An 18,344-nucleotide genomic window follows, 5' to 3' on the forward strand; every position below is an offset into this window, starting at 1 on the left:
GGTTTCCATCAGTTTTCTGACCCGCTTTCAGGTTTGGACGGTTTTCCTGTGGCAGCCGGGGCCTCCACAAGTGGCGCGCCTGACATGAAGTAGCTTTCGACGGCGCCCGTTTCAGCAGCGCCCGCAAGGGCCCTTCCGAAAGCACGCCGCTTGATTGCCAATGCCAAGCACTTTTCGCTGGGATGCAGCCACGCACCCCTGCCGGCCATCCGGCGTCGAACATCGACAAGGACAGTGGACGAACCACGACCTTGGGCGACCAGCCGGACAAGCTCGGACCGGGAGCCTTGCTTCCGGCATCCGATGCACGTACGAACAGGGCCATGGCCGCGTTCAAGCAGTTCAGCCACGACGTGTCCTTACCTGCCTCTGCAAACTTGCGCTGACGGCCGATACTGCACATGCAGATAAGGCACGTCAAAGCGCGCGGATACCGGACGTAAGCCCGGTTCCATCTATTCTAGCCCCCCGGCCCCGGACAGCCGAAACCGGCCGCACCGCCAGCGCGGCGCGGCTCCCGACGGCCAGGCCGCCGGAACGATCGCTAGTCGGTCTTGGCCGGGGCGGCGTCGGACACGATATCGATCCGCCATCCGGTCAGCTTCGCAGCAAGGCGCGCATTCTGGCCTTCCTTGCCGATCGCCAAGGAGAGCTGGTAGTCCGGCACAACTACCCGGGCTGAGCGCGTTGCCTCGTCCGTGATAGTGACCGAATTCACCCTGGACGGTGACAAGGAGTTGGCGATGAAGGTCGCAGGATCCTCGCTGAAGTCCACGATGTCGATCTTTTCGTCATTGAGCTCAGTCATGACAGCACGGACGCGGGAGCCCATTTCGCCGATGCAAGCGCCCTTGGCGTTGACACCGGGGGTGTTCGCTTTGACGGCGATCTTGGTGCGGTGGCCGGCTTCCCGGGCAAGTGCCACGATCTCGACAGAACGGTCCGCGATTTCCGGAACTTCCATTTCGAACAACTTACGGACCAGTCCGGGGTGCGAACGGGACAACGTAATCGACGGGCCCTTCGCCCCACGGTGGACATCCACCACGAAGGCACGAAGCCTGCTGCCGTGAATGTACTTCTCGCCAGGAACCTGTTCCGGTGGCGGCAACAGGGCTTCCACCGATCCGAGGTTTACCTGGATCATGTGCGGGTTGTTGCCCTGCTGGATCATGCCGGCGACGAGTTCGCCTTCGCGACCCTTGAATTCGCCCAATACGTTATCGTCCTCAACGTCGCGAAGACGCTGCAGGATGATCTGGCGCGCCGTGCTTGCAGCGATGCGGCCGAAACCGGCCGGGGTGTCCTCGAACTCCCCGATGGCCTCGCCGTCGTCGTCGATTTCCGTTGCCCAGATGGTCACGTGGCCGCTCTTGCGGTCCAGCTCGGCGCGGGCCTTCTCGAAGGCACCGGGCGTCTTGTGATAGGCCACCAGGAGCGCTTGCTCGATGGTGGGAATCAGGAGGTCCAGCGGGATTTCACGCTCACGCTCCAGGAGTCTCAGTGCGCTCATGTCAATATCCATTAGGCCTCCTCGGAAGGTCCATTGTGTTCGTCTGCCAGCCCGGCCTCGTGGAGGTGGCTGAATTCAATCTCGACTTTTCCGTGGCGGATCCTGTCGAAAGGAATAGTGATGGGGTCGCCCTGTTTGGGCTTCATGCCCTTTTTGACTTCGTGCTCCGGAATGAGGGTCACACCGGCGTCATCTACTGACGCAATCCGGCCAAGGACGTTCTCACCCTGGATGACGTTGACCCTGACCATGCGGCCGCGGGCCCTGTGCCAGTGGCGTGGTTCCGTCAGCGGACGGCCTACTCCTGGCGAAGAAACTTCGAGGTCGTAGGGACGGCCGTCGTCGTGGGGATCATTGTCCAGAATATCGGACAACCCACGCGAGACATCGGCGATTGCGTCCAGGCTGACGCCTCCGGTCTCCTCCTGCGGAAGATCCACGACGACGTGGACCGTGCGGTGTGAACCGGCGACGTGGATGGAAACATCCTCGAGGTAGAGCCTGTTGGCAAGGACTGCCGGTTCGAGCAGCGCCTTTAGCCTGCGCTCTTCCGGGTTGTGGATGGTGGCCGTTGAATTCGACTCAGTACGGTCTGTTGAAGTCGTGGCTTCCGAGTCACTCACGTTGCCCGCCGCCTCCCGATAGATGTTGTTGTGACTACTAGCCTAACGATTTTCGGCAGCACATGGTGCACGGAGTTTCCCGTCCACATGACACCATGGTGTGTTGTGGACGAGCAGACAAGTGAAAAACGACGATCACCGGGTTGGGGCCGGCTCCTTCTCATTTCCCTGGTTGCGCTGCTCGTTGCGGGCACGGGAATCGTACTTCTACCGCGGGATTCCGGGACTCCCCCTGAGGTTTCGTTCTCCGAGTCTGCCCTCGCCGACGCTTTCGCCGATACCCACAGGCTGCGGGAATCGACTGCTGGATTGATGGCGGCTGCAGGATCCCGTTCCCAAACGGCCGCACTGGACCATGCTGTGACATTGCTGACAACACAGTCCCGGGCCCTCCTTCCACCTTCTGCCGCAGCCAGCGCCATGGCCGGCACTGCTGATACTTCTGCCTCCTCCGCAGCCTCGACGGCAGGCGATAAAGATGACCAGGCTGAAGATGATGCGGCCCCCGAAGCGACGCCTGTTTCGGTTGTGGCTGGCCTGACCGCCAGCGGCCGGCAACGACTGGAGGACGCCCGCGAGGCCGACGGCGGGATCGCCCGGTTGCTCGCCGCCGTCGGATCCGCCCAACTTCTCCAGGGCGAAAAACTGGCTGCGATGTGGCAGCTGCCGGTACCGTCGCCGACGTCGAGCGGTAACCCGCCTGCCACAACACCAGCTGTGCACCAGTGCCCTTCAGTCAGCCCCACCCCGGATGCAACCGCTGCCACTACCGATGCGGCTCTTGCGGCCACTGTCCGCTCCGAACAGGAAGCCGTCTACATCTATCAGGTGGCGCTGAAGCGATTGGACGCTGGCGCAACTGCCCAAGCCGCCAAGGACCTTGCGGTGCACGAGCGTCTCCTTCAACAAGCAGAAGCCCTGACCCGCCGTAACTGTGGCGACGTCCCTACCCGGGAGGCCGGATACAGGCTGCCTGGACAGTTCGCTGAAGACCCGGCCGCGGGCTTGGGAGCCCTGGAATCGGACTCCCTGCAGGGATTTGGCGACCTCATCGCGCTTTCGACAGGAGAGACCCGGGACTGGGCTACCAGCAGCCTGCTGGCTGCTGTCCGCAGGAGCCTGGATTGGGGCGCCACGCTTGCCGCCTTGCCGGGGTTGGAGTTCGACGACGATGACTTGCCTCCCCTGCCGACGCCCACCCCCAATTAATCCATGCCCCAGTTAGTCCCAACCTGAAGTGAGTCCAAGCGGCGGATGGGATAGGCGAGCCTAGCCATGCTGGTCAAGGCGGCCCGCCGGTGCTTGGCTTGAAGCATGGCTTCTGCAGAAACTGCCACCACACACGAGAACGAACCGCATCGTGATGACCTTGCCCACCGGCTGAACTGGCTGCGCGCCGGAGTTTTGGGTGCGAACGACGGCATCGTCTCCGTCGCCGCAATCGTCGTCGGCGTGGCCGGCGCCACGACCAACACCGGCAGCATCCTTGCCGCCGGCACGGCTGGCCTGGTCGGTGGTGCAATTTCCATGGCGTTGGGCGAATATGTATCCGTCAGCAGCCAGAGCGACACGCAGAAGTCGCTCATCGAGAAGGAACGCCGGGAACTCGCCGAGCAGCCGGAGGAAGAACTCGAAGAGCTCGCCGCGATCTACCAGGCGAAGGGGCTCACCGCGCCTACCGCCCGGACAGTGGCGGAAGAACTGACGAAGCATGATGCTCTTGCCGCCCATCTGTCAGCCGAGCTCAATATCCATGAAGACGACATCGTGAGTCCGTGGAACGCCGCCCTTGCATCGGCAGTGGCGTTTACCCTGGGCGCCGTGCTTCCCATGTTGGCCATCCTGCTCCCTCCCCCGGCATTGCGGGTTCCACTGACGTTCGCTGCCGTCCTGCTGGCTCTCGCGATCACGGGAGCCGTGGGGGCTTGGATTGGTGGGGCGCCCAGATTCCGCGCAGCAGCCCGTGTGGTGTTGGGCGGAGCCCTGGCGCTTGCAGCCACGTTCTCGATCGGAAGCCTGTTGGGCGCCAGCGGCGTTTTCTGAGGGTACTACCGCTGGGCAGAGCTAGGCTGATGGCGTGACCCTTCACGCCATGATTCCGATTCCGGGCGACCTGCACGCCCGATACAACCGCGATTCTGCGGGGCGGGACTGGTTGGCGAGCCTTCCGGGGCTTATCCGTGAGGCTTTGGACCGTTGGCAGTTGTCCGTGGACCTCGCACCCGGTGAAGAGCCGTGGAACGGACACGGAGCCTTGGTTGTGCCCGTTCTCCAGCACGGCAGGCAGGCTGCGCTGAAGATCGCCTATCCGCATGAGGAAGCACTTGTAGAGCGCCATGCCTTGGCCCTGTGGGGTGGCCACGGAGCTGTCCGGCTCCTGGCTGCCGACGCCGCCAGTTGCTCCATGCTCCTGGAACGCCTTGACGCGTCCCGGTGGCTGCAGGACGCCCCCATGGACGAAGCCCGGCAGGTCTGGGGTGACATCATGCGCGAGCTTTCAATTGCCCCGGATGATCGTCCCGAGTGGCGGGGCTTCGATCACATCGCTGCCACGGCCGAGCGCTGGAGCGACGAAATGCCTTCGGAGTGGGAGCTGCAGGACCGGCCCTTCCCGCGATGGTTATTGGAGGCCGCGCTGGAAGTATGCCAGACCCGCGGTGCTGTTGGCCGCCGATCCGGCAGGGACGTCCTGGTGCATACCGATCTCCACTTCATGAACATCCTCGCAGCCGTGGGCGCGGACCGCCGCGAATACTTGGCCATCGACCCCCAGCCGCAGATCGGTGAGGCCGAATTTGCGGTGGCACCTGTTCTGTGGAACCGGATCAAGGATCTGTCACATCGCGACCCTGCAGCTGCCCTGCGGGAGCGATGCACGGATTTCAGCCTCGCCGCTGGGCTTGATCCGGAGGTCGCGCGACAGTGGAGCGTTGCCCGCGAAGTGGACAACGCTCTGTGGTACGCGGGAAAACGAGGACACGAAGGCGATCTGGCCCGTTCCCTGTGGGTGGCGAGCACACTGGCGGGCAGGACGCTCGAAGGACTTCCAGCAGCACATGATTTGCCCGAGTCCGGGGACGCAGTCAGCTGACGTTGTCGTTCCAGACGTCCACGCCGAGCTTGATGATCAGTGCCGCCACGACGATCAGGAAGACGATCCGTACAAAGCTGCTCCCCCTGGCTACAGCTGTCCGGGCACCAAGGTATCCGCCCGCCATGTTCGCCAGCCCCAGCACCAGGCCCACTCCCCACAGCAAGGAGCCGTGAGGGAGGAAGAAAATGAGGGCACCGGCATTGGTGGCCATGTTGACGATCTTGGCCTTTGCGCTGGCTTCAAGGAAGGCGTAGCCCATGGCCGAGACCAAGGCGATCACCAGGAATGATCCCGTACCGGGACCGATCAGGCCATCGTAAAAACCGATCACTGCACCGATCAGGCAGGCCACCACATAGTGCTTGTGCCCATCGTGCCGCAGAGCTGTCAGCTCGCCTGCGCTGGGGCGGAGTGCGGTGAAAATCGCGACGGCGATCAGCGCCACGACAATGATGGGCTTGAAGACGCTGGCCGGCAGCGATGAAGCGAGGATGGCACCGCCAAAGCTCCCCGCCAGCGCAATCACCGCCATGGGTATCGCCGTCTTGAGGTCCGGTCCCACTCGCCGGTAATAGGTTGTGGCACTGGTGGTGGTGCCGAAGATGGAACCCATCTTGTTCGTGGCCAGGGCCTGGACGGGGGTAATGCCAGGCACCAGCAGCAGTGCGGGGAGCTGGATCAGCCCCCCGCCTCCTACTACCGCATCAACCCAGCCGGCTGCGAATCCAGCCACCACAATCAGGATGATGGTGGTGAGCTGGATGGTCTCGAAGCCGGAAATCACCGGTTACGGACAGCGTTGACCACGTAATCCACGGCTTTTTCCACCGAGATGTTCTCGGCTTCACCGCTGCGACGGTCCTTGATCTCCACTACGCCGTCCACGAGTCCACGGCCGACGGCCAAGATAGTGGGCACGCCGACGAGCTCGGCATCGCCAAACTTGACGCCGGGAGAAACCTTGGGCCGGTCATCAAAGATGACGTCGAGGCCTGCAGCCTCGAGTTCCGCCGATAGCTTCTCTGCAGCTTCGAAAATTTCGTCACCGCGGCCCACAGCCACAACGTGTACGTCGGCCGGGGCCACCGAGCGTGGCCACACGAGGCCGCGGTCGTCATGGTTGGCTTCGGCAAGGGCTGCGACAGCGCGGGTGACACCAACACCATAGGAGCCCATGGTGACAACTACCTGCTTGCCGTTCTGGTCCAGTACCTTCAGATCCAGCGCCTCGGCGTACTTGCGTCCGAGTTGGAAGATGTGGCCCATTTCGATGCCACGGGCAGTTTCAAGCGGTCCGGAGCCATCCGGTGCCGGATCCCCTGCGCGGACGTCGGTGCATTCGATGACGCCGTCCCAGGTGAAGTCGCGGCCCGCTACCAGTCCGAAGACGTGCTTGCCATCGATGTTGGCGCCCGTCACCCAGGTTGTGCCTGAGACGACGCGGGGATCCACGAGGTACAGCAGCTTGGAAGAGCCTTCCAGGCCCAGCACTGCTTCATCCAGGGACAAGCCAGGCCCGATGTAGCCCTTCACCAACCACGGCAGCTTCTTGAGGTCTTCCTCGTTGGCTGCCTCCAGGCCGATCTCGCCGGCAATGGGAAGGAACGATCCTATGTTCGCTTCCACCCGTTTGAGATCCACGGCACGGTCACCCGGAACGCCGAGGACGACGATCTGGCGTTCGCCGGTGGGGAGAGTCACGGCGAGCACGACGTTCTTGAGCGTGTCAGCGGCAGTCCAGGCGCCGCCGTCGGCCTCGCCGCGGGGTGCGAGCTGGTTGGCTGCGTCAACCAGCGTCTCGATGGTGGGTGTGTTCGGGGTGTCCAGAACCTGGGCAGCCGGCGCGTCCGTGAAATCAATATCCTCAGGGACAACCGTGGTGACGGCCTCGACGTTGGCGTAATAGCCGCCGGCCGAGCGCACAAAGGTGTCCTCGCCGATCTCCGTGGGGAAGAGGAATTCTTCGCTCTTGGAGCCGCCCATGGCGCCTGCCGTGGCAGCAACCGGAATGACTTCCAGGCCCAGGCGTTCGAAGATCTTCAGGTATGCGGCGCGGTGGGCGGCGTAGCTTGCGTCCAAGCCGGCGTCGTCAACGTCGAACGAGTAGGAGTCCTTCATGATGAACTCGCGCCCACGGAGGAGACCTGCACGGGGGCGCGCTTCATCGCGGTACTTGTTCTGGATCTGGTACAGGCTCAACGGCAGGTCCTTGTACGAGGAGTACAGGTCCTTGACCAGGAGGGTGAACATTTCCTCGTGCGTCGGAGCCAGGAGGTAGTCGGCACCCTTGCGGTCCTGAAGCCTGAACAGGCCCTCTCCGTACTCGGTCCAGCGGTTGGTAGCCTCATAGGGTTCGCGCGGCAGCAGTGCCGGGAAGTGGACTTCCTGCGCGCCGATGGCGGACATTTCCTGCCGGATGATTTCCTCCACCTTGCGCAGAACGCTGAGTCCCAGCGGCAGCCACGTGTAAATGCCAGGCGCGGCACGGCGGATGTAACCGGCCCGGACCAGGAGCTTGTGGCTGGCGACCTCGGCGTCGACGGGATCTTCACGCAGGGTGCGCAGGAACAACTGGGAAAGGCGAAGGACCACGGGTACGTATCCGTTTCTATGGCAGATGTGGCAAAAACAACTGTCTACTAATCTACCGGCTGCCAGCGGGCGGCTTCGCACAGAATGGCTCAGCCCCAGAACGGTAATCACAGAGAAGAGCCACGCCGTCGCGTCTGGAAGCCCCTGGCCAAAGATCGGCTGGTCATCCTGCGATGGCGTGGCTCAGCGGCCGGCCGGCCGCAGACTCTGTCCGGGGACTAGTCCCCCGTTCCCTCCAGCGGAACGGGATCGCCTGCGACTGGGACGCATTGGTGACTGCCGAACTCACGGATGGTGCGGCTGCCAAAGGCATCCTTCAAGGTCTTTGCCATGATTCCCCCTGTAACCACCCGTGCCCCATCGACACGGCTTGGGAAAAACCTATGTGATAGCGGACACGTTTTCAAGGATTTTGATGGCAAAGGCCTATTGACCGCCCCGCTGGTCGGACTTAGCGTTAATTCATCACTTGATGAATTACTCGATGGCGCCGGAGGCAGCCATGTCACAAGCAGCAATAGAAGCCACGGGCCTGCACATCTTCCGGGGCCGGACAAGAATCTTGCGGGGCCTGGATTTCGCCGTGGCCAGCGGGCGCATCACGGGGCTTCTCGGCCCGTCAGGAAGCGGCAAGACAACACTTATGCGCGGCATCGTGGGGGTCCAGCGGATCACCCGTGGATCCATCAGCGTCCTCGGCCGCCCAGCAGGCAGCGCACCGTTAAGGCACGACGTCGGGTACGTCACCCAAGGTGCCAGCGTCTACGCGGACCTCAGCGTCGAAGCCAACGTCAAGTACTTCGGCGCCATGCACAAGGCAACGGCGACGGACGTCGCGGAGTCGATTGCCGCCGTCGGGCTCGAATCGTTTGCCAAGCAGAAAGCCGGGAACCTCTCGGGCGGGGAGTTCAGCCGCGTGTCCCTGGCATGCGCGCTGGTGGCGCACCCCAAGCTCCTGGTCCTGGACGAACCGACAGTGGGTTTGGATCCGGTACTGCGTGCGGAATTGTGGGAGCGGTTCGTTGACATGGCCGCCGGCGGAACAACGCTCCTGGTTTCCAGTCATGTGATGGAAGAAGCGTCGCATTGTTCTTCGTTGCTGCTTCTGCGGGACGGCCTGCTGCTGGCGCAGCTCACACCCGCCGAGCTCGCAAGCCGGGGACGCAGCAATGACCTTGAGCGCGCGTTCCTGAACATGATCAATGACGCCGAACGTGGCCCGGACAGCGGTCAGCCGGCAAAGGAAAGCCAGGTGGCATCATGAATCTTCGGATGACCTTTGCCACCACCGCCCGGGTCCTTGGTCAATTGCGGCACGATCACCGCAGTGTGGCGCTCATTATGGTGGTTCCGGCGCTGCTGCTCACCGCCGTCTATTATCTTTTCGAGAACGAAACGCTGCCCCCGGGCTTTCCACGCACCTTCGACCGCGTCGGCCTGATGATGTTGGCGATCTTCCCGTTCGTCGTCATGTTCCTGGTCACGTCCATCACCATGCTGCGGGAACGAACCTCCGGGACCTTGGAGCGGCTCCTCACTACACCCATCCATAAAGCGGACCTCTTGTTCGGCTACGCCATTGCCTTCTCCATCATGGCCGCGCTGCAGTCGCTGGTTGCCACGGCTGTCGCATACTGGATCTTCGATCTCGACATCAAGGGCAGTCCCGGGTTCGTCGTGCTGATCGCGGTCATCAACGCTGTCCTTGGAGTCGCACTGGGGCTGCTGTGTTCGGCCTTTGCACGCACCGAGTTCCAGGCTGTGCAGTTCATGCCGGTAGTGGTGGTGCCACAGATCCTGCTCTGCGGACTCTTCGTGGCCCGGGAGCAGATGAACGACGTCCTCGAGGCCATCTCCGGAGTTCTTCCCCTGACGTTTTCTGTTGATGCCCTTCAGGAGATCGCAGGGAACATCGATGCCACTGAAACCATGTGGCAGGACACCATGGTGATGGGCGGAATCGTGGTGGGGGTCCTTGTCCTTGCCTCATTGACGCTGAGGAGGCAGACCTCATGAGCCTGGAACCCTTGCGCCGCGGCCGTCGAAGCGGGAGCGACCATTCGCGCGAAGCCATTCTGGTGGCGGCCCGGAAGTTGTTCGCAGAGCAAGGGTTCGACGGCACCAGTCTTCGGCAAGTGGCGAGGGAAGCTTCAGTGGATCCGGCCATGGTGCATCACTTCTTCAAAGGCAAAGACGAATTATTCGCCTCCAGTGTGGAGTTGCCTGCCGATCCTGAAGAGGTCCTGGCTGGCGTTGAAACCCTGGAACCCGGGGCGAGGGCTGAAGCACTTGTCCGTGCCGTGGTCAGGTTGTGGGAGGGCCCGGCGCAGCCCGGCCTGGTGGCATTCGTTCGGGGAACCATTGGATCAAAAGCCAAAACGGCACTGCTGCGGGAGACCGTGAGCCGGACCATCCTGTCCCGGGTCATGGTGGGCGTGCAAGGTCCTGCTGAGGAAGTCCGCCTGCGTGGCAACCTGGTGGCGACACAAGTGGTGGGACTGATGCTGCTCCGCTACGTGATCCGGCTCGAACCTCTGGCGAGTGCTGATCAGGAGGAAGTAGTGAGCATGGTGGCACCCACCATCCAGCGGTATCTCACCGGGAACCTGGACGCCCCGGGCTAGAACAAGACCGTTGCGAACGTGCCGACTTGCTCGAAGCCGACTCTTTCGTAGGTGGCCCGCGCTTTGGCGTTGTAGTCATTGACGTACAGGCTCGTTACGGGGGCAAAGGTACGCGAGAGATTTACGACGGCGGCCATATAACCGGCGCTCTGGTGGTGTCCACGCATCTCCGGATTCATCCATACGCCCTGGACCTGCGTGACGTCCTGGGTAACTGCACCCAACTCTGCCTTGAAAACCACGCTTCCGGCAGCGTCGATGTGGACCAGGGAATGCCCTTGGCGGATAAGCCCGGCAACGCGCCTGCTGTAGAAGTCCTGGCCGCCCAGGAACGGCGAGTAGCCAACTTCTTCTTCGAACATGGCGGCGCAGGCGGGCAGGATGCGTTCGAAGTCCGCCATAGTGCCGAAGGTCAGCAGCGGATTGGCTTCGATGGCCGGCCCGCCGGAAATGGTCAAAAGGGGCTGCCTGGAGCGGACTTCGTGCGCGAAGTGGCCCAACTGCTCAAAGCGGGAGTAGAGCGCCAGGACTGTTTCCGCCGGCCCGAAGATGGAGGCGTACCGCCTGCCGGATTGGTGGGCCGCCGTAGCTACATATCCGGTAAGCCCTGGGTCGAGTTGCACCGGGACCAGGTTGGCCCCCGCCCAACAGGCTCCAAGGAGGGTGTCGTCGTCGAACACGCCAAAGACGCTGGCGCCGCCGCTGGTGGGCGCTGCCGTTCCTACGCTGTCCAGATGCGCAAGGATGAAGACGTTGGCAACGGGATCTTCGCTGGCAAGCGCGCGAAGGGCCAAGGTGTCGGCACTGCCGAGCACCCTGACCCCCAGGCCTGTCTCGTTACGAGACGCTAACCACGGGGCTACCCTTGACAGCATCTTCGCCATCGGCCTCCCCCATCTCTTCAGCGATACGCATGGCCTCTTCGATCAGTGTCTCAACAATTTCGCTTTCAGGCACTGTCTTGATGACTTCGCCCTTCACGAAAATCTGGCCCTTGCCGTTTCCGGAGGCCACACCGAGGTCTGCTTCGCGGGCCTCGCCCGGACCGTTGACTACACAACCCATGACGGCCACGCGGAGAGGGATTTCCATCCCCTCAAGGCCGGCGGTTACCTGCTCAGCCAACGTGTACACGTCCACCTGGGCGCGGCCACAGGACGGGCAGGACACAATCTCAAGCTTGCGGGGGCGCAGGTTCAACGACTGCAGGATCTGGTTGCCAACCTTGATTTCCTCCACGGGCGGCGCCGAGAGGGAAACGCGGATAGTGTCACCGATGCCGCGGGACAGCAGTGCCCCGAAAGCAGTTGCGGACTTGATGGTTCCCTGGAAGGCCGGACCGGCTTCGGTCACGCCAAGGTGCAGGGGCCAGTCGCCCTTTTCGGCGAGCATCTCGTAGGCAGCCACCATGATCACGGGGTCGTTGTGCTTCACAGAGATCTTGAAGTCGTGGAAACCGTGCTCTTCGAAGAGCGAGGCCTCCCAGACAGCGGACTCCACCAGCGCTTCAGGGGTGGCCTTGCCGTACTTCTTCATGATGCCCGGCTCCAGGGAACCAGCGTTGACGCCAATCCGGATGGATGTGCCGTGGTCCTTCGCGGCTGCCGCGATTTCCTTGACCTGGTCATCGAACTTCCGGATATTGCCAGGGTTCACACGGACCGCTGCGCATCCCGCTTCAATGGCCGCGAAAACGTACTTCGGCTGGAAGTGGATATCGGCGATCACGGGGATCTGGGATTTGCGGGCAATGATCGGCAACGCCTCGGCGTCGTCGGCTGACGGACAGGCAACGCGGACGATGTCGCAGCCGGAGGCCGTCAGTTCGGCGATCTGTTGAAGCGTGGCGTTGATATCCGTGGTGGGCGTCGTAGTCATGGACTGCACGCTGATGGGCGAATCGGAGCCAACGCCAACGGACCCAACCTTGATCTGCCGCGTCTTACGGCGCGGGGCAAGGACGGGGGGTGGGGCGGCTGGCATTCCCAGGCTGACCGAGGTCACGTGGACTCCTTGGGTTTGGGGTGGATCGTTGTGGTGAGGACGCCGGAGCTAGGACGCGTGGGCAGCCAGGACGCCGATGATGGGGTCCCATTCCGTGGTGCGGATGCCGGCTATCACTCCGGCTTCAGCGAACGGATCCTGCTTCAGGAGGTCATTGAGTTCGGCTTCATCTGCTGACTTGAAGATGAGCAGTGCGCCGGCACCATCACCGTAGGGTCCGCTCGCAAGCAGCGTGCCATCCTCTGCGAGATCGCCCAGCCAGGCACGGTGCGCCGCGCGGGCTTCGTCGCGGAGGGCGCCGGATTCGGCGACGTATACATACTCAACAGCGAAAACAGTCATGAAACTAGCCTATCCCGCCGCGTGGCGATGATCCGCCATCCATTCCAGCTCACTCTGCAGGCCCCCCGGTCCCGGTCAGCGGTCTCAGCCAAAGATATTCACCGGCTTGACGATGTCCGCGTAAATCAGGAGCGCGCCCATGGCCATCAGCAGCGCTGCCACCACATACGTGGCGGGAAGCAGCTTTGCGATATCGAAAGCACCTGGATCCGGCTTTCCCCTGAGCCTGGCCACTTGGCGCCGGGCCCCCTCATACAGTGCACCTGCCACGTGGCCGCCGTCGAGAGGCAGCAGGGGTACAAGGTTGAAGATGGCCAGCGCGAAGTTCAGGCCGGCAAGCAGCCCTACCAAGGTTCCGATGCGTGCTTGGAGCGGTACCTCTTCCATCGCAGCAACTTCGCCGGCCACCCGACCGACGCCCACCACACTGATGGGCCCGTTCGGATCGCGGGGTTCCTCGCTGAAGGCGGCCTTCGCCACACCAACCACACGGGCAGGCAAGTTAAGGATTACTCCGGAAATCTGCTTGATGTTCTCCCCCGCCATGGGAAGAACCGACGACGCCGGCTGGGGAACCAAGGCGCTCTGCGCGCCGATTCCCAGGAAGCCAACCTCCTGGTACTTCAGCACGCCGTTGGCGTCCTGCTCCTGGCGTCCATCGGCACCCACAACCGGCCGCGAGGACAGGACTGGAGTAACGGTGGTGGAAACTTCCGAGCCGTTGCGTTCTACGGTGATGGGTACCTCCCTGCCCGCCGAGGCCCTGATCCAGCCGGTGAGTTCATCCCAGCTGGTGACGGCTTTGCCGTCGAAAGTCTTGACGGTGTCGTTCGGCTGCAGCCCGGCGGCCGCCGCGGGTGTTGGCTTGCAGTCCGCCGAATCAGGATCCACCGTTTTCCCCGCAGCCACCTGGCACTTTGAGACGTCCGCGATGGTTGTGGTGGCCGTGGCAACGCCAAAACCCATGAGCAGGATGGCAAGGAGAACCAAACCGATCAGCATGTTCATGGCCGGGCCGCCGAGCATGATGATGATCTTCTTCCAGACCGGCAGCTTGTAAAAGACCCTGCCTTCATCCCCGGGGCCTACTTCTTCGTGCGCGACGGAACGGGCCTCGCTGGCAAGCGTCTGGAACATGCCGGTGCTGGAGGGACGGACCCCGCCATCTTCTTTGTTGGGCGGGTACATGCCGATCATGGCCACGTAGCCACCCAACGGAAGGGCCTTGAAGCCGTACTCCGTTTCGCCCTTCTTCCTGGACCACAAAGTGGGTCCAAAGCCAATCATGTACTTGGTCACGCGCACTTTAAAGAGCTTCGCGGGGACCAGGTGACCAACCTCGTGCAAGGCGATGGATACTGCGACGCCAAGGGCGACGAAGACGACTCCGAGGATGAAAAGAAGGACGGGACTCATGCCGACGGGACTGCTTCCATGGGGTTTTTATACTGGGTTTCTACTGGGGACTTCTGAGCTAAACCGCGCTGTTGGCTAAACGATCATGGGTGCGCGTGCGTGCCCAACTCTCAGCATCCAGCACGGACTCCACCGTAAGCTCCGAAGAACCTGAATGTTCGCTGAGGACGGACTCCACCGTGTCCACAATGTCCGTGAAGCGGATGCGACCGGCGTGGAAAGCCTCCACGGCTTCCTCGTTGGCCGCGTTGAAGACGGCGGGGTAGGTGCTGCCCTGCTTCGCGGCCTCCTTGGCGAGTTCCACTGCCGGAAACGCAACCGAGTCCAGTGGTTCGAATGTCCAACTTGTGGCTTGGGTCCAGTCACATGGCTGGGCAGCCTTTGGAACCCTCCCGGGCCAGCCCAGCCCCAAGGCGATGGGAAGCCGCATATCAGGCGGCGACGCCTGGGCAATGATGGACCCATCCACAAACTGGACCATCGAGTGGACCACCGACTGTGGATGGACCACGACGTCGATCCTGTCCAGGGGTACGTCGAACAGCAGATGTGCCTCGATCACTTCAAGGCCCTTGTTGACGAGGCTCGCCGAGTTGGTGGTGACCATGAGGCCCATATCCCAGGTGGGATGCGCCAGAGCCTCGGCGGGTGTGACATCGTGAAGCTGCTCACGGCTGCGGCCCCGGAAAGGTCCGCCGGACGCCGTGAGAATCAACTTCTCCACCTCCTGCTCAGTACCCGAGCGCAGGCACTGGGCGATGGCCGAATGTTCGGAATCGACAGGCACAATCTGGCCGGGGCGGGCAGCTGCTTTCACCAGGGCACCACCGACAATCAGCGACTCTTTGTTGGCGAGCGCCAAGGTGGCGCCGGATGCCAGCGCGGCCAGGGTTGGCGCCAGGCCAATGGAGCCGGTGATGCCGTTGAGAACGACGTCGCATTCCACTTCGGCGATGCGGGTGGACGCGTCCCGTCCAACGAAAATTTCCGGGGCGAAGTTGCGCAAGCCGCTTCGGGCCGCCGCGGCGTCAATCAGGTTCTGCAATGCTTCCGGATCGCCGTGGGCAATGCCAACGGCCTGCGCCCGCGTATGCACAGCTTGGTGGGCAAGCAGTTCCAGGTTCCCGCCGCCGGCGCTCAGTGCCACCACTTCGAAAAGGTGCGGGGCGCCGTCGACGACGTCAATCGCCTGTGTGCCGATGGAACCGGTGGACCCGAGGATGACGATCTTGCGCGGCTGCATTGCTTAAGTATCCCAGCAGCCGCAGAAGGGTGCGAACGTAGCACCCGGGTAAGTGGAAAACCCCGCTTGACCACTTCTTTCCCGCGCGTAACGTGGAATTGTGGAGTGGCTGGCCTGGTTTGACGCGCAGGACTGGTTTGACGCGCGGGACTACGAATTCGCGCGGCAGGTATTGCAACGCGGTACTGCCGCCCTTTATCTGGTTGCGTTCCTCTCCACCATGAACCAGTTTCCTGCACTCCTTGGCGAGCACGGCCTGCTTCCCGTACCTTCGTTCCTTGGGATGGCCCGCCGCCTGGCTCGGCCCACTCTCTTCCAGTGGCGGTACTCCGATGCCCTGCTGCGGGCAGTCTGTTGGGTGGGAAATGCGGTGTCCGCCTTGCTGGTGTTGGGCTTGCCGCAGCTGGGACCACCGTGGCTGCCGATGCTGGCGTTCCTCACCCTCTGGTTCCTGTACATGTCGATCGTGAATGTGGGCCAGACGTTCTACGGCTTTGGCTGGGAGATCCTGTTGCTGGAGGCCGGTTTCACCGTAGCTTTCCTTGGCTCGGACCAGGTTCCGCCACCCACCACCATCCTGATCCTGATTGCGTGGCTGGTGTTCCGGCTTGAGTTCGGCGCGGGAATGATCAAAATCAGGGGCGGCCGTGAGTGGCGGGACCTTACGGCGATGTTCTATCACCACGAGACGCAGCCGATGCCCGGACCGCTCAGCAGGCAGGCCCATCTCCTCCCCCGCCCATTGCACAAAGTGGAAGTGGTGGGAAACCACTTCGCGCAGTTGGTGGTTCCGTTCTTCCTGTTCGCGCCCCAACCGCTGGCCAGTATCGCGGCAGGAATCATCATCGTGACGCAGCTTTGGTTGGTGGGCAGCGGTAATTTTGCCTGGCTGAACTGGATGGCAATCGTTCTCGCCTTCGCTGCCGTGAGTGATCCGGTGGCGCATGCGGTTCTTCCCGTCATCCCGCTCCAGTGGCACACAGGTGCCGAAACTCCGGTGTGGTGGCTCGTCGTCGTACTTGCCGTGACGGTCCTGTTGCTGGTCCTTAGTTATCGCCCCCTCCTGAACCTCTTCTCGCGCCAGCAACTCATGAATGCGAGCTTCAATCGCTGGCGCCTGGTCAATGCCTATGGTGCGTTCGGTACAGTGACGAAGCAGCGGATCGAGATCGTCGTTGAAGGCACCACAGCAGAAGAGCCGGATGCAGCTGACGAGCACTGGCTGGAGTACGGCTTCAAAGGTAAACCCGGGGACGTGCGCCGCCTCCCACGACAATGGGCGCCGTATCACCTCAGGCTTGATTGGCTCATGTGGTTCCTGCCGCTGCGGACCGTCCACGAGGGGTGGTTCTACGCCTTCCTGGAGAAGCTGTTGGAGGCAGACAAGCCCACTCTTGGGCTGCTTCGCCATGACCCGTTCGACGGCGAACGCCCGCGTTGGGTGCGTGCACGCAGCTATCTTTACCGTTTCGCCAGCCGTGCGGAGTTCCGTGAGACGGGTGAGCGTTGGGTGCGGGTGTTGCTGTCTGACGCCATTCCACCGGTCTCGCTTACGCCTCGACGTCGGCGGCTCCTTTAGCGTTGTCTGACTTGGCCTTGGACGCGGGCTTGGATGCGGGCGGTGGTGCTGTGGACTCACGAACCACCAGATGCGTAGCAAGCTCCACCCTTCGGGAGTCGATGTCCTCGCCACGGACCTGGCGCAGGATGAACCGCAGGGCCGAACGGCCCATCTCCTGTAGTGGCTGTGACACGGACGTCAGGGGTGGAACGGATTCTTCCGCTTGGTGTGTGCCGTCGAAACCAACGAGGCTCATGTCCTCCGGAATCCGGATGTTCTGCCTTCGCGCTTCTGCCAGGACACCGAGCGCGATGCTGTCGCTTCCAGCGAATATTGCCGTGGGCGGATCCTCAAGTGCCAGCAGGGCCTTCATGCCTCTTACACCGTTCTCGGGCCGGAACGCGCCGGAGGACACATAGTCGTCGTCCACGGTGATGCCCTCTGCCATGAGTGCCGCCATGTAGCCGTGGAGCCGTGCCTGGCTGCATTCTGCCGTGGCAGGTCCGCCTATATAGGCGATCCTGCGATGTCCCAACTCGAGCAGGTGCGTCGCCGCGGCCTTGCCCCCGGCCCAGTTGCTGGCACCCACGCTGAAGACGTCTGCCGGCGGCGGATTGAGGGGGTCAACCACCACGATGGGGATCCGGCGGCGTTGGAAGGCTTCCAACTGTGCGGACCCAAAGGCGGAAGTGACCACGATCATTCCGCTGCGGCCTTCGTCGATGATGCGCTGGGCCCGTTCTTCGGGGCCCAACGGCGACGCTGTTTGCCTGCTGGTCACCGAGAGGATGACCTCCATGTCCGACACCGCCGCGTGCTCCATGACACCGTTGAGGACTTCCACGGAGTAGGCCGAGTTCAGGGAGTCGAAAACCACCTCAACTGACTGCTGGGGCGGAGGACTCTTGCGTTGCAGGGGCGACTTATATCCGGTTCGCTGCAAGGCCGCCAGCACGCGCGCCCGGGTTTCCTCAGCGACATCCTCCCTGCCGTTCACCACTTTGGAAACTGTGGGCGCTGAAACACCCACTTCTTTCGCTACCGCAGCCAGTGTGAGCTTGAGCGGACGTTGCTCGTGTTCCATGAATCCCCCTGTTTTCGAAATATTTCGGCTTGGTTCGAGTATGCGGTAAGCGAATGGAAAGCTCAAGCGAGCTGCACCATGGGGCCAATCAGAGCCAAAGTAAGCCTTGACGTGTGATGAATTGCACTTTAGTTTAGACCGTGACCTAAACCGCATTCGCGAAATATTTCGATATTTTTCGGGAAATGGTCACTCCTTTTGGGAGATGGGCACCGCAACGTGCCCAACGAGGCGACTACACATGGAGA

The 18,344-nt window shown here is 62.5% G+C and carries 19 protein-coding genes; 8 read left to right on the forward strand and 11 right to left on the reverse strand.

The features are described from left to right. Positions 1 to 8: 8 nt before the first annotated feature. Entirely contained in the window at positions 9 to 263 is a 255-nt protein-coding gene (locus AC1DD7_RS02225) for a YlxR family protein (RefSeq protein WP_477513782.1), read from the reverse strand. On the opposite strand from AC1DD7_RS02225, the gene AC1DD7_RS02230 reads away from it, so the two are divergent. Beyond that, on the forward strand, positions 183 to 386 hold the full coding sequence (locus tag AC1DD7_RS02230) for a hypothetical protein (protein ID WP_309928041.1): 204 nt from the start codon (positions 183 to 185) through the stop codon (positions 384 to 386). The genes AC1DD7_RS02225 and AC1DD7_RS02230 overlap by 81 nt on opposite strands. Positions 387 to 544: 158 nt before the next feature. On the opposite strand, the gene nusA is transcribed toward AC1DD7_RS02230, so the two are convergent. Both nusA and AC1DD7_RS02240 read right to left on the reverse strand, forming a co-directional pair. Beyond that, positions 545 to 1,525 carry a transcription termination factor NusA gene (gene nusA, locus AC1DD7_RS02235; protein ID WP_431119447.1) on the reverse strand — a complete coding sequence of 327 codons (981 nt, stop codon included), beginning with the start codon at positions 1,523 to 1,525 and terminating at the stop codon, positions 545 to 547. Beyond that, complete coding sequence (locus AC1DD7_RS02240; RefSeq protein WP_224092279.1) at positions 1,525 to 2,136, reverse strand: ribosome maturation factor RimP; 612 nt, start codon at positions 2,134 to 2,136, stop codon at positions 1,525 to 1,527. Before AC1DD7_RS02240 ends, nusA begins: the two co-directional genes overlap by 1 nt. A 105-nt stretch (positions 2,137 to 2,241) precedes the next feature. Between AC1DD7_RS02240 and AC1DD7_RS02245 the strand changes: the two genes are divergently transcribed. The 3 genes from AC1DD7_RS02245 (at position 2,242) to AC1DD7_RS02255 (ending at position 5,227) form a co-directional block, all read left to right on the forward strand. Beyond that, positions 2,242 to 3,345: a DUF4439 domain-containing protein gene (locus AC1DD7_RS02245; RefSeq protein WP_477513616.1), complete on the forward strand. Its 1,104-nt coding sequence runs from the start codon at positions 2,242 to 2,244 to the stop codon at positions 3,343 to 3,345. 105 nt (positions 3,346 to 3,450) lie between these two features. Next, a complete protein-coding gene (locus AC1DD7_RS02250) occupies positions 3,451 to 4,179 on the forward strand; it encodes a VIT1/CCC1 transporter family protein (RefSeq protein WP_477513617.1) in 729 nt (242 codons plus the stop codon). A 49-nt stretch (positions 4,180 to 4,228) separates the two neighbouring features. Further along, the gene (locus tag AC1DD7_RS02255) at positions 4,229 to 5,227 is read left to right on the forward strand and encodes an aminoglycoside phosphotransferase family protein (RefSeq protein ID WP_477513783.1); all 999 of its coding nucleotides are present in this window, start codon (positions 4,229 to 4,231) and stop codon (positions 5,225 to 5,227) included. Here the strand turns inward: AC1DD7_RS02255 and AC1DD7_RS02260 are convergent. After that, a complete protein-coding gene (locus AC1DD7_RS02260; RefSeq protein ID WP_477513618.1) occupies positions 5,220 to 6,014 on the reverse strand; it encodes a sulfite exporter TauE/SafE family protein in 795 nt (264 codons plus the stop codon). The two genes, AC1DD7_RS02255 and AC1DD7_RS02260, sit on opposite strands and share 8 nt — an antisense overlap. Beyond that, complete coding sequence (locus AC1DD7_RS02265) at positions 6,011 to 7,822, reverse strand: proline--tRNA ligase (protein WP_477513619.1); 1,812 nt, start codon at positions 7,820 to 7,822, stop codon at positions 6,011 to 6,013. Before AC1DD7_RS02265 ends, AC1DD7_RS02260 begins: the two co-directional genes overlap by 4 nt. 502 nt (positions 7,823 to 8,324) lie before the next feature. Between AC1DD7_RS02265 and AC1DD7_RS02270 the strand changes: the two genes are divergently transcribed. From AC1DD7_RS02270 to AC1DD7_RS02280, 3 genes are read left to right on the forward strand one after another with little or no spacing between them, the layout of a single operon-like run. Further along, the gene (locus tag AC1DD7_RS02270; RefSeq protein ID WP_477513620.1) at positions 8,325 to 9,086 is read left to right on the forward strand and encodes an ABC transporter ATP-binding protein; all 762 of its coding nucleotides are present in this window, start codon (positions 8,325 to 8,327) and stop codon (positions 9,084 to 9,086) included. A gap of 8 nt (positions 9,087 to 9,094) precedes the next feature. Then, positions 9,095 to 9,838: an ABC transporter permease gene (locus tag AC1DD7_RS02275; RefSeq protein ID WP_477513621.1), complete on the forward strand. Its 744-nt coding sequence runs from the start codon at positions 9,095 to 9,097 to the stop codon at positions 9,836 to 9,838. Then, a complete protein-coding gene (locus tag AC1DD7_RS02280; RefSeq protein WP_477513622.1) occupies positions 9,835 to 10,446 on the forward strand; it encodes a TetR/AcrR family transcriptional regulator in 612 nt (203 codons plus the stop codon). The genes AC1DD7_RS02275 and AC1DD7_RS02280 overlap by 4 nt, the downstream gene beginning before the upstream one ends. Here AC1DD7_RS02280 and AC1DD7_RS02285 read toward each other — a convergent pair. From AC1DD7_RS02285 to dxr, 5 genes are all read right to left on the reverse strand, one after another. Further along, on the reverse strand, positions 10,443 to 11,321 hold the full coding sequence (locus AC1DD7_RS02285) for a GNAT family N-acetyltransferase (RefSeq protein ID WP_431120174.1): 879 nt from the start codon (positions 11,319 to 11,321) through the stop codon (positions 10,443 to 10,445). The genes AC1DD7_RS02280 and AC1DD7_RS02285 overlap by 4 nt on opposite strands. Beyond that, positions 11,284 to 12,450, reverse strand: coding sequence for a flavodoxin-dependent (E)-4-hydroxy-3-methylbut-2-enyl-diphosphate synthase (gene ispG, locus AC1DD7_RS02290; RefSeq protein WP_216925300.1), 1,167 nt, complete (start codon positions 12,448 to 12,450; stop codon positions 11,284 to 11,286). The genes AC1DD7_RS02285 and ispG overlap by 38 nt, the downstream gene beginning before the upstream one ends. A 48-nt stretch (positions 12,451 to 12,498) precedes the next feature. After that, on the reverse strand, positions 12,499 to 12,792 hold the full coding sequence (locus tag AC1DD7_RS02295; protein WP_431119433.1) for a YciI family protein: 294 nt from the start codon (positions 12,790 to 12,792) through the stop codon (positions 12,499 to 12,501). Positions 12,793 to 12,876: 84 nt separating this feature from the next. Continuing rightward, on the reverse strand, positions 12,877 to 14,208 hold the full coding sequence (locus tag AC1DD7_RS02300; RefSeq protein WP_431119431.1) for a M50 family metallopeptidase: 1,332 nt from the start codon (positions 14,206 to 14,208) through the stop codon (positions 12,877 to 12,879). A gap of 58 nt (positions 14,209 to 14,266) precedes the next feature. Continuing rightward, positions 14,267 to 15,451 (reverse strand): 1-deoxy-D-xylulose-5-phosphate reductoisomerase, encoded by a 1,185-nt coding sequence (gene dxr / locus AC1DD7_RS02305; RefSeq protein WP_477513623.1) that lies wholly within the window; start codon positions 15,449 to 15,451, stop codon positions 14,267 to 14,269. A gap of 100 nt (positions 15,452 to 15,551) precedes the next feature. Between dxr and AC1DD7_RS02310 the strand changes: the two genes are divergently transcribed. Next, positions 15,552 to 17,030, forward strand: coding sequence for a lipase maturation factor family protein (locus AC1DD7_RS02310; protein ID WP_477513624.1), 1,479 nt, complete (start codon positions 15,552 to 15,554; stop codon positions 17,028 to 17,030). Here AC1DD7_RS02310 and AC1DD7_RS02315 read toward each other — a convergent pair. Continuing rightward, positions 17,002 to 18,096, reverse strand: coding sequence for a LacI family DNA-binding transcriptional regulator (locus tag AC1DD7_RS02315; RefSeq protein ID WP_477513625.1), 1,095 nt, complete (start codon positions 18,094 to 18,096; stop codon positions 17,002 to 17,004). The two genes, AC1DD7_RS02310 and AC1DD7_RS02315, sit on opposite strands and share 29 nt — an antisense overlap. Positions 18,097 to 18,344 lie beyond the last annotated feature (248 nt).

This window comes from Paenarthrobacter sp. 10L412, from assembly GCF_056395565.1.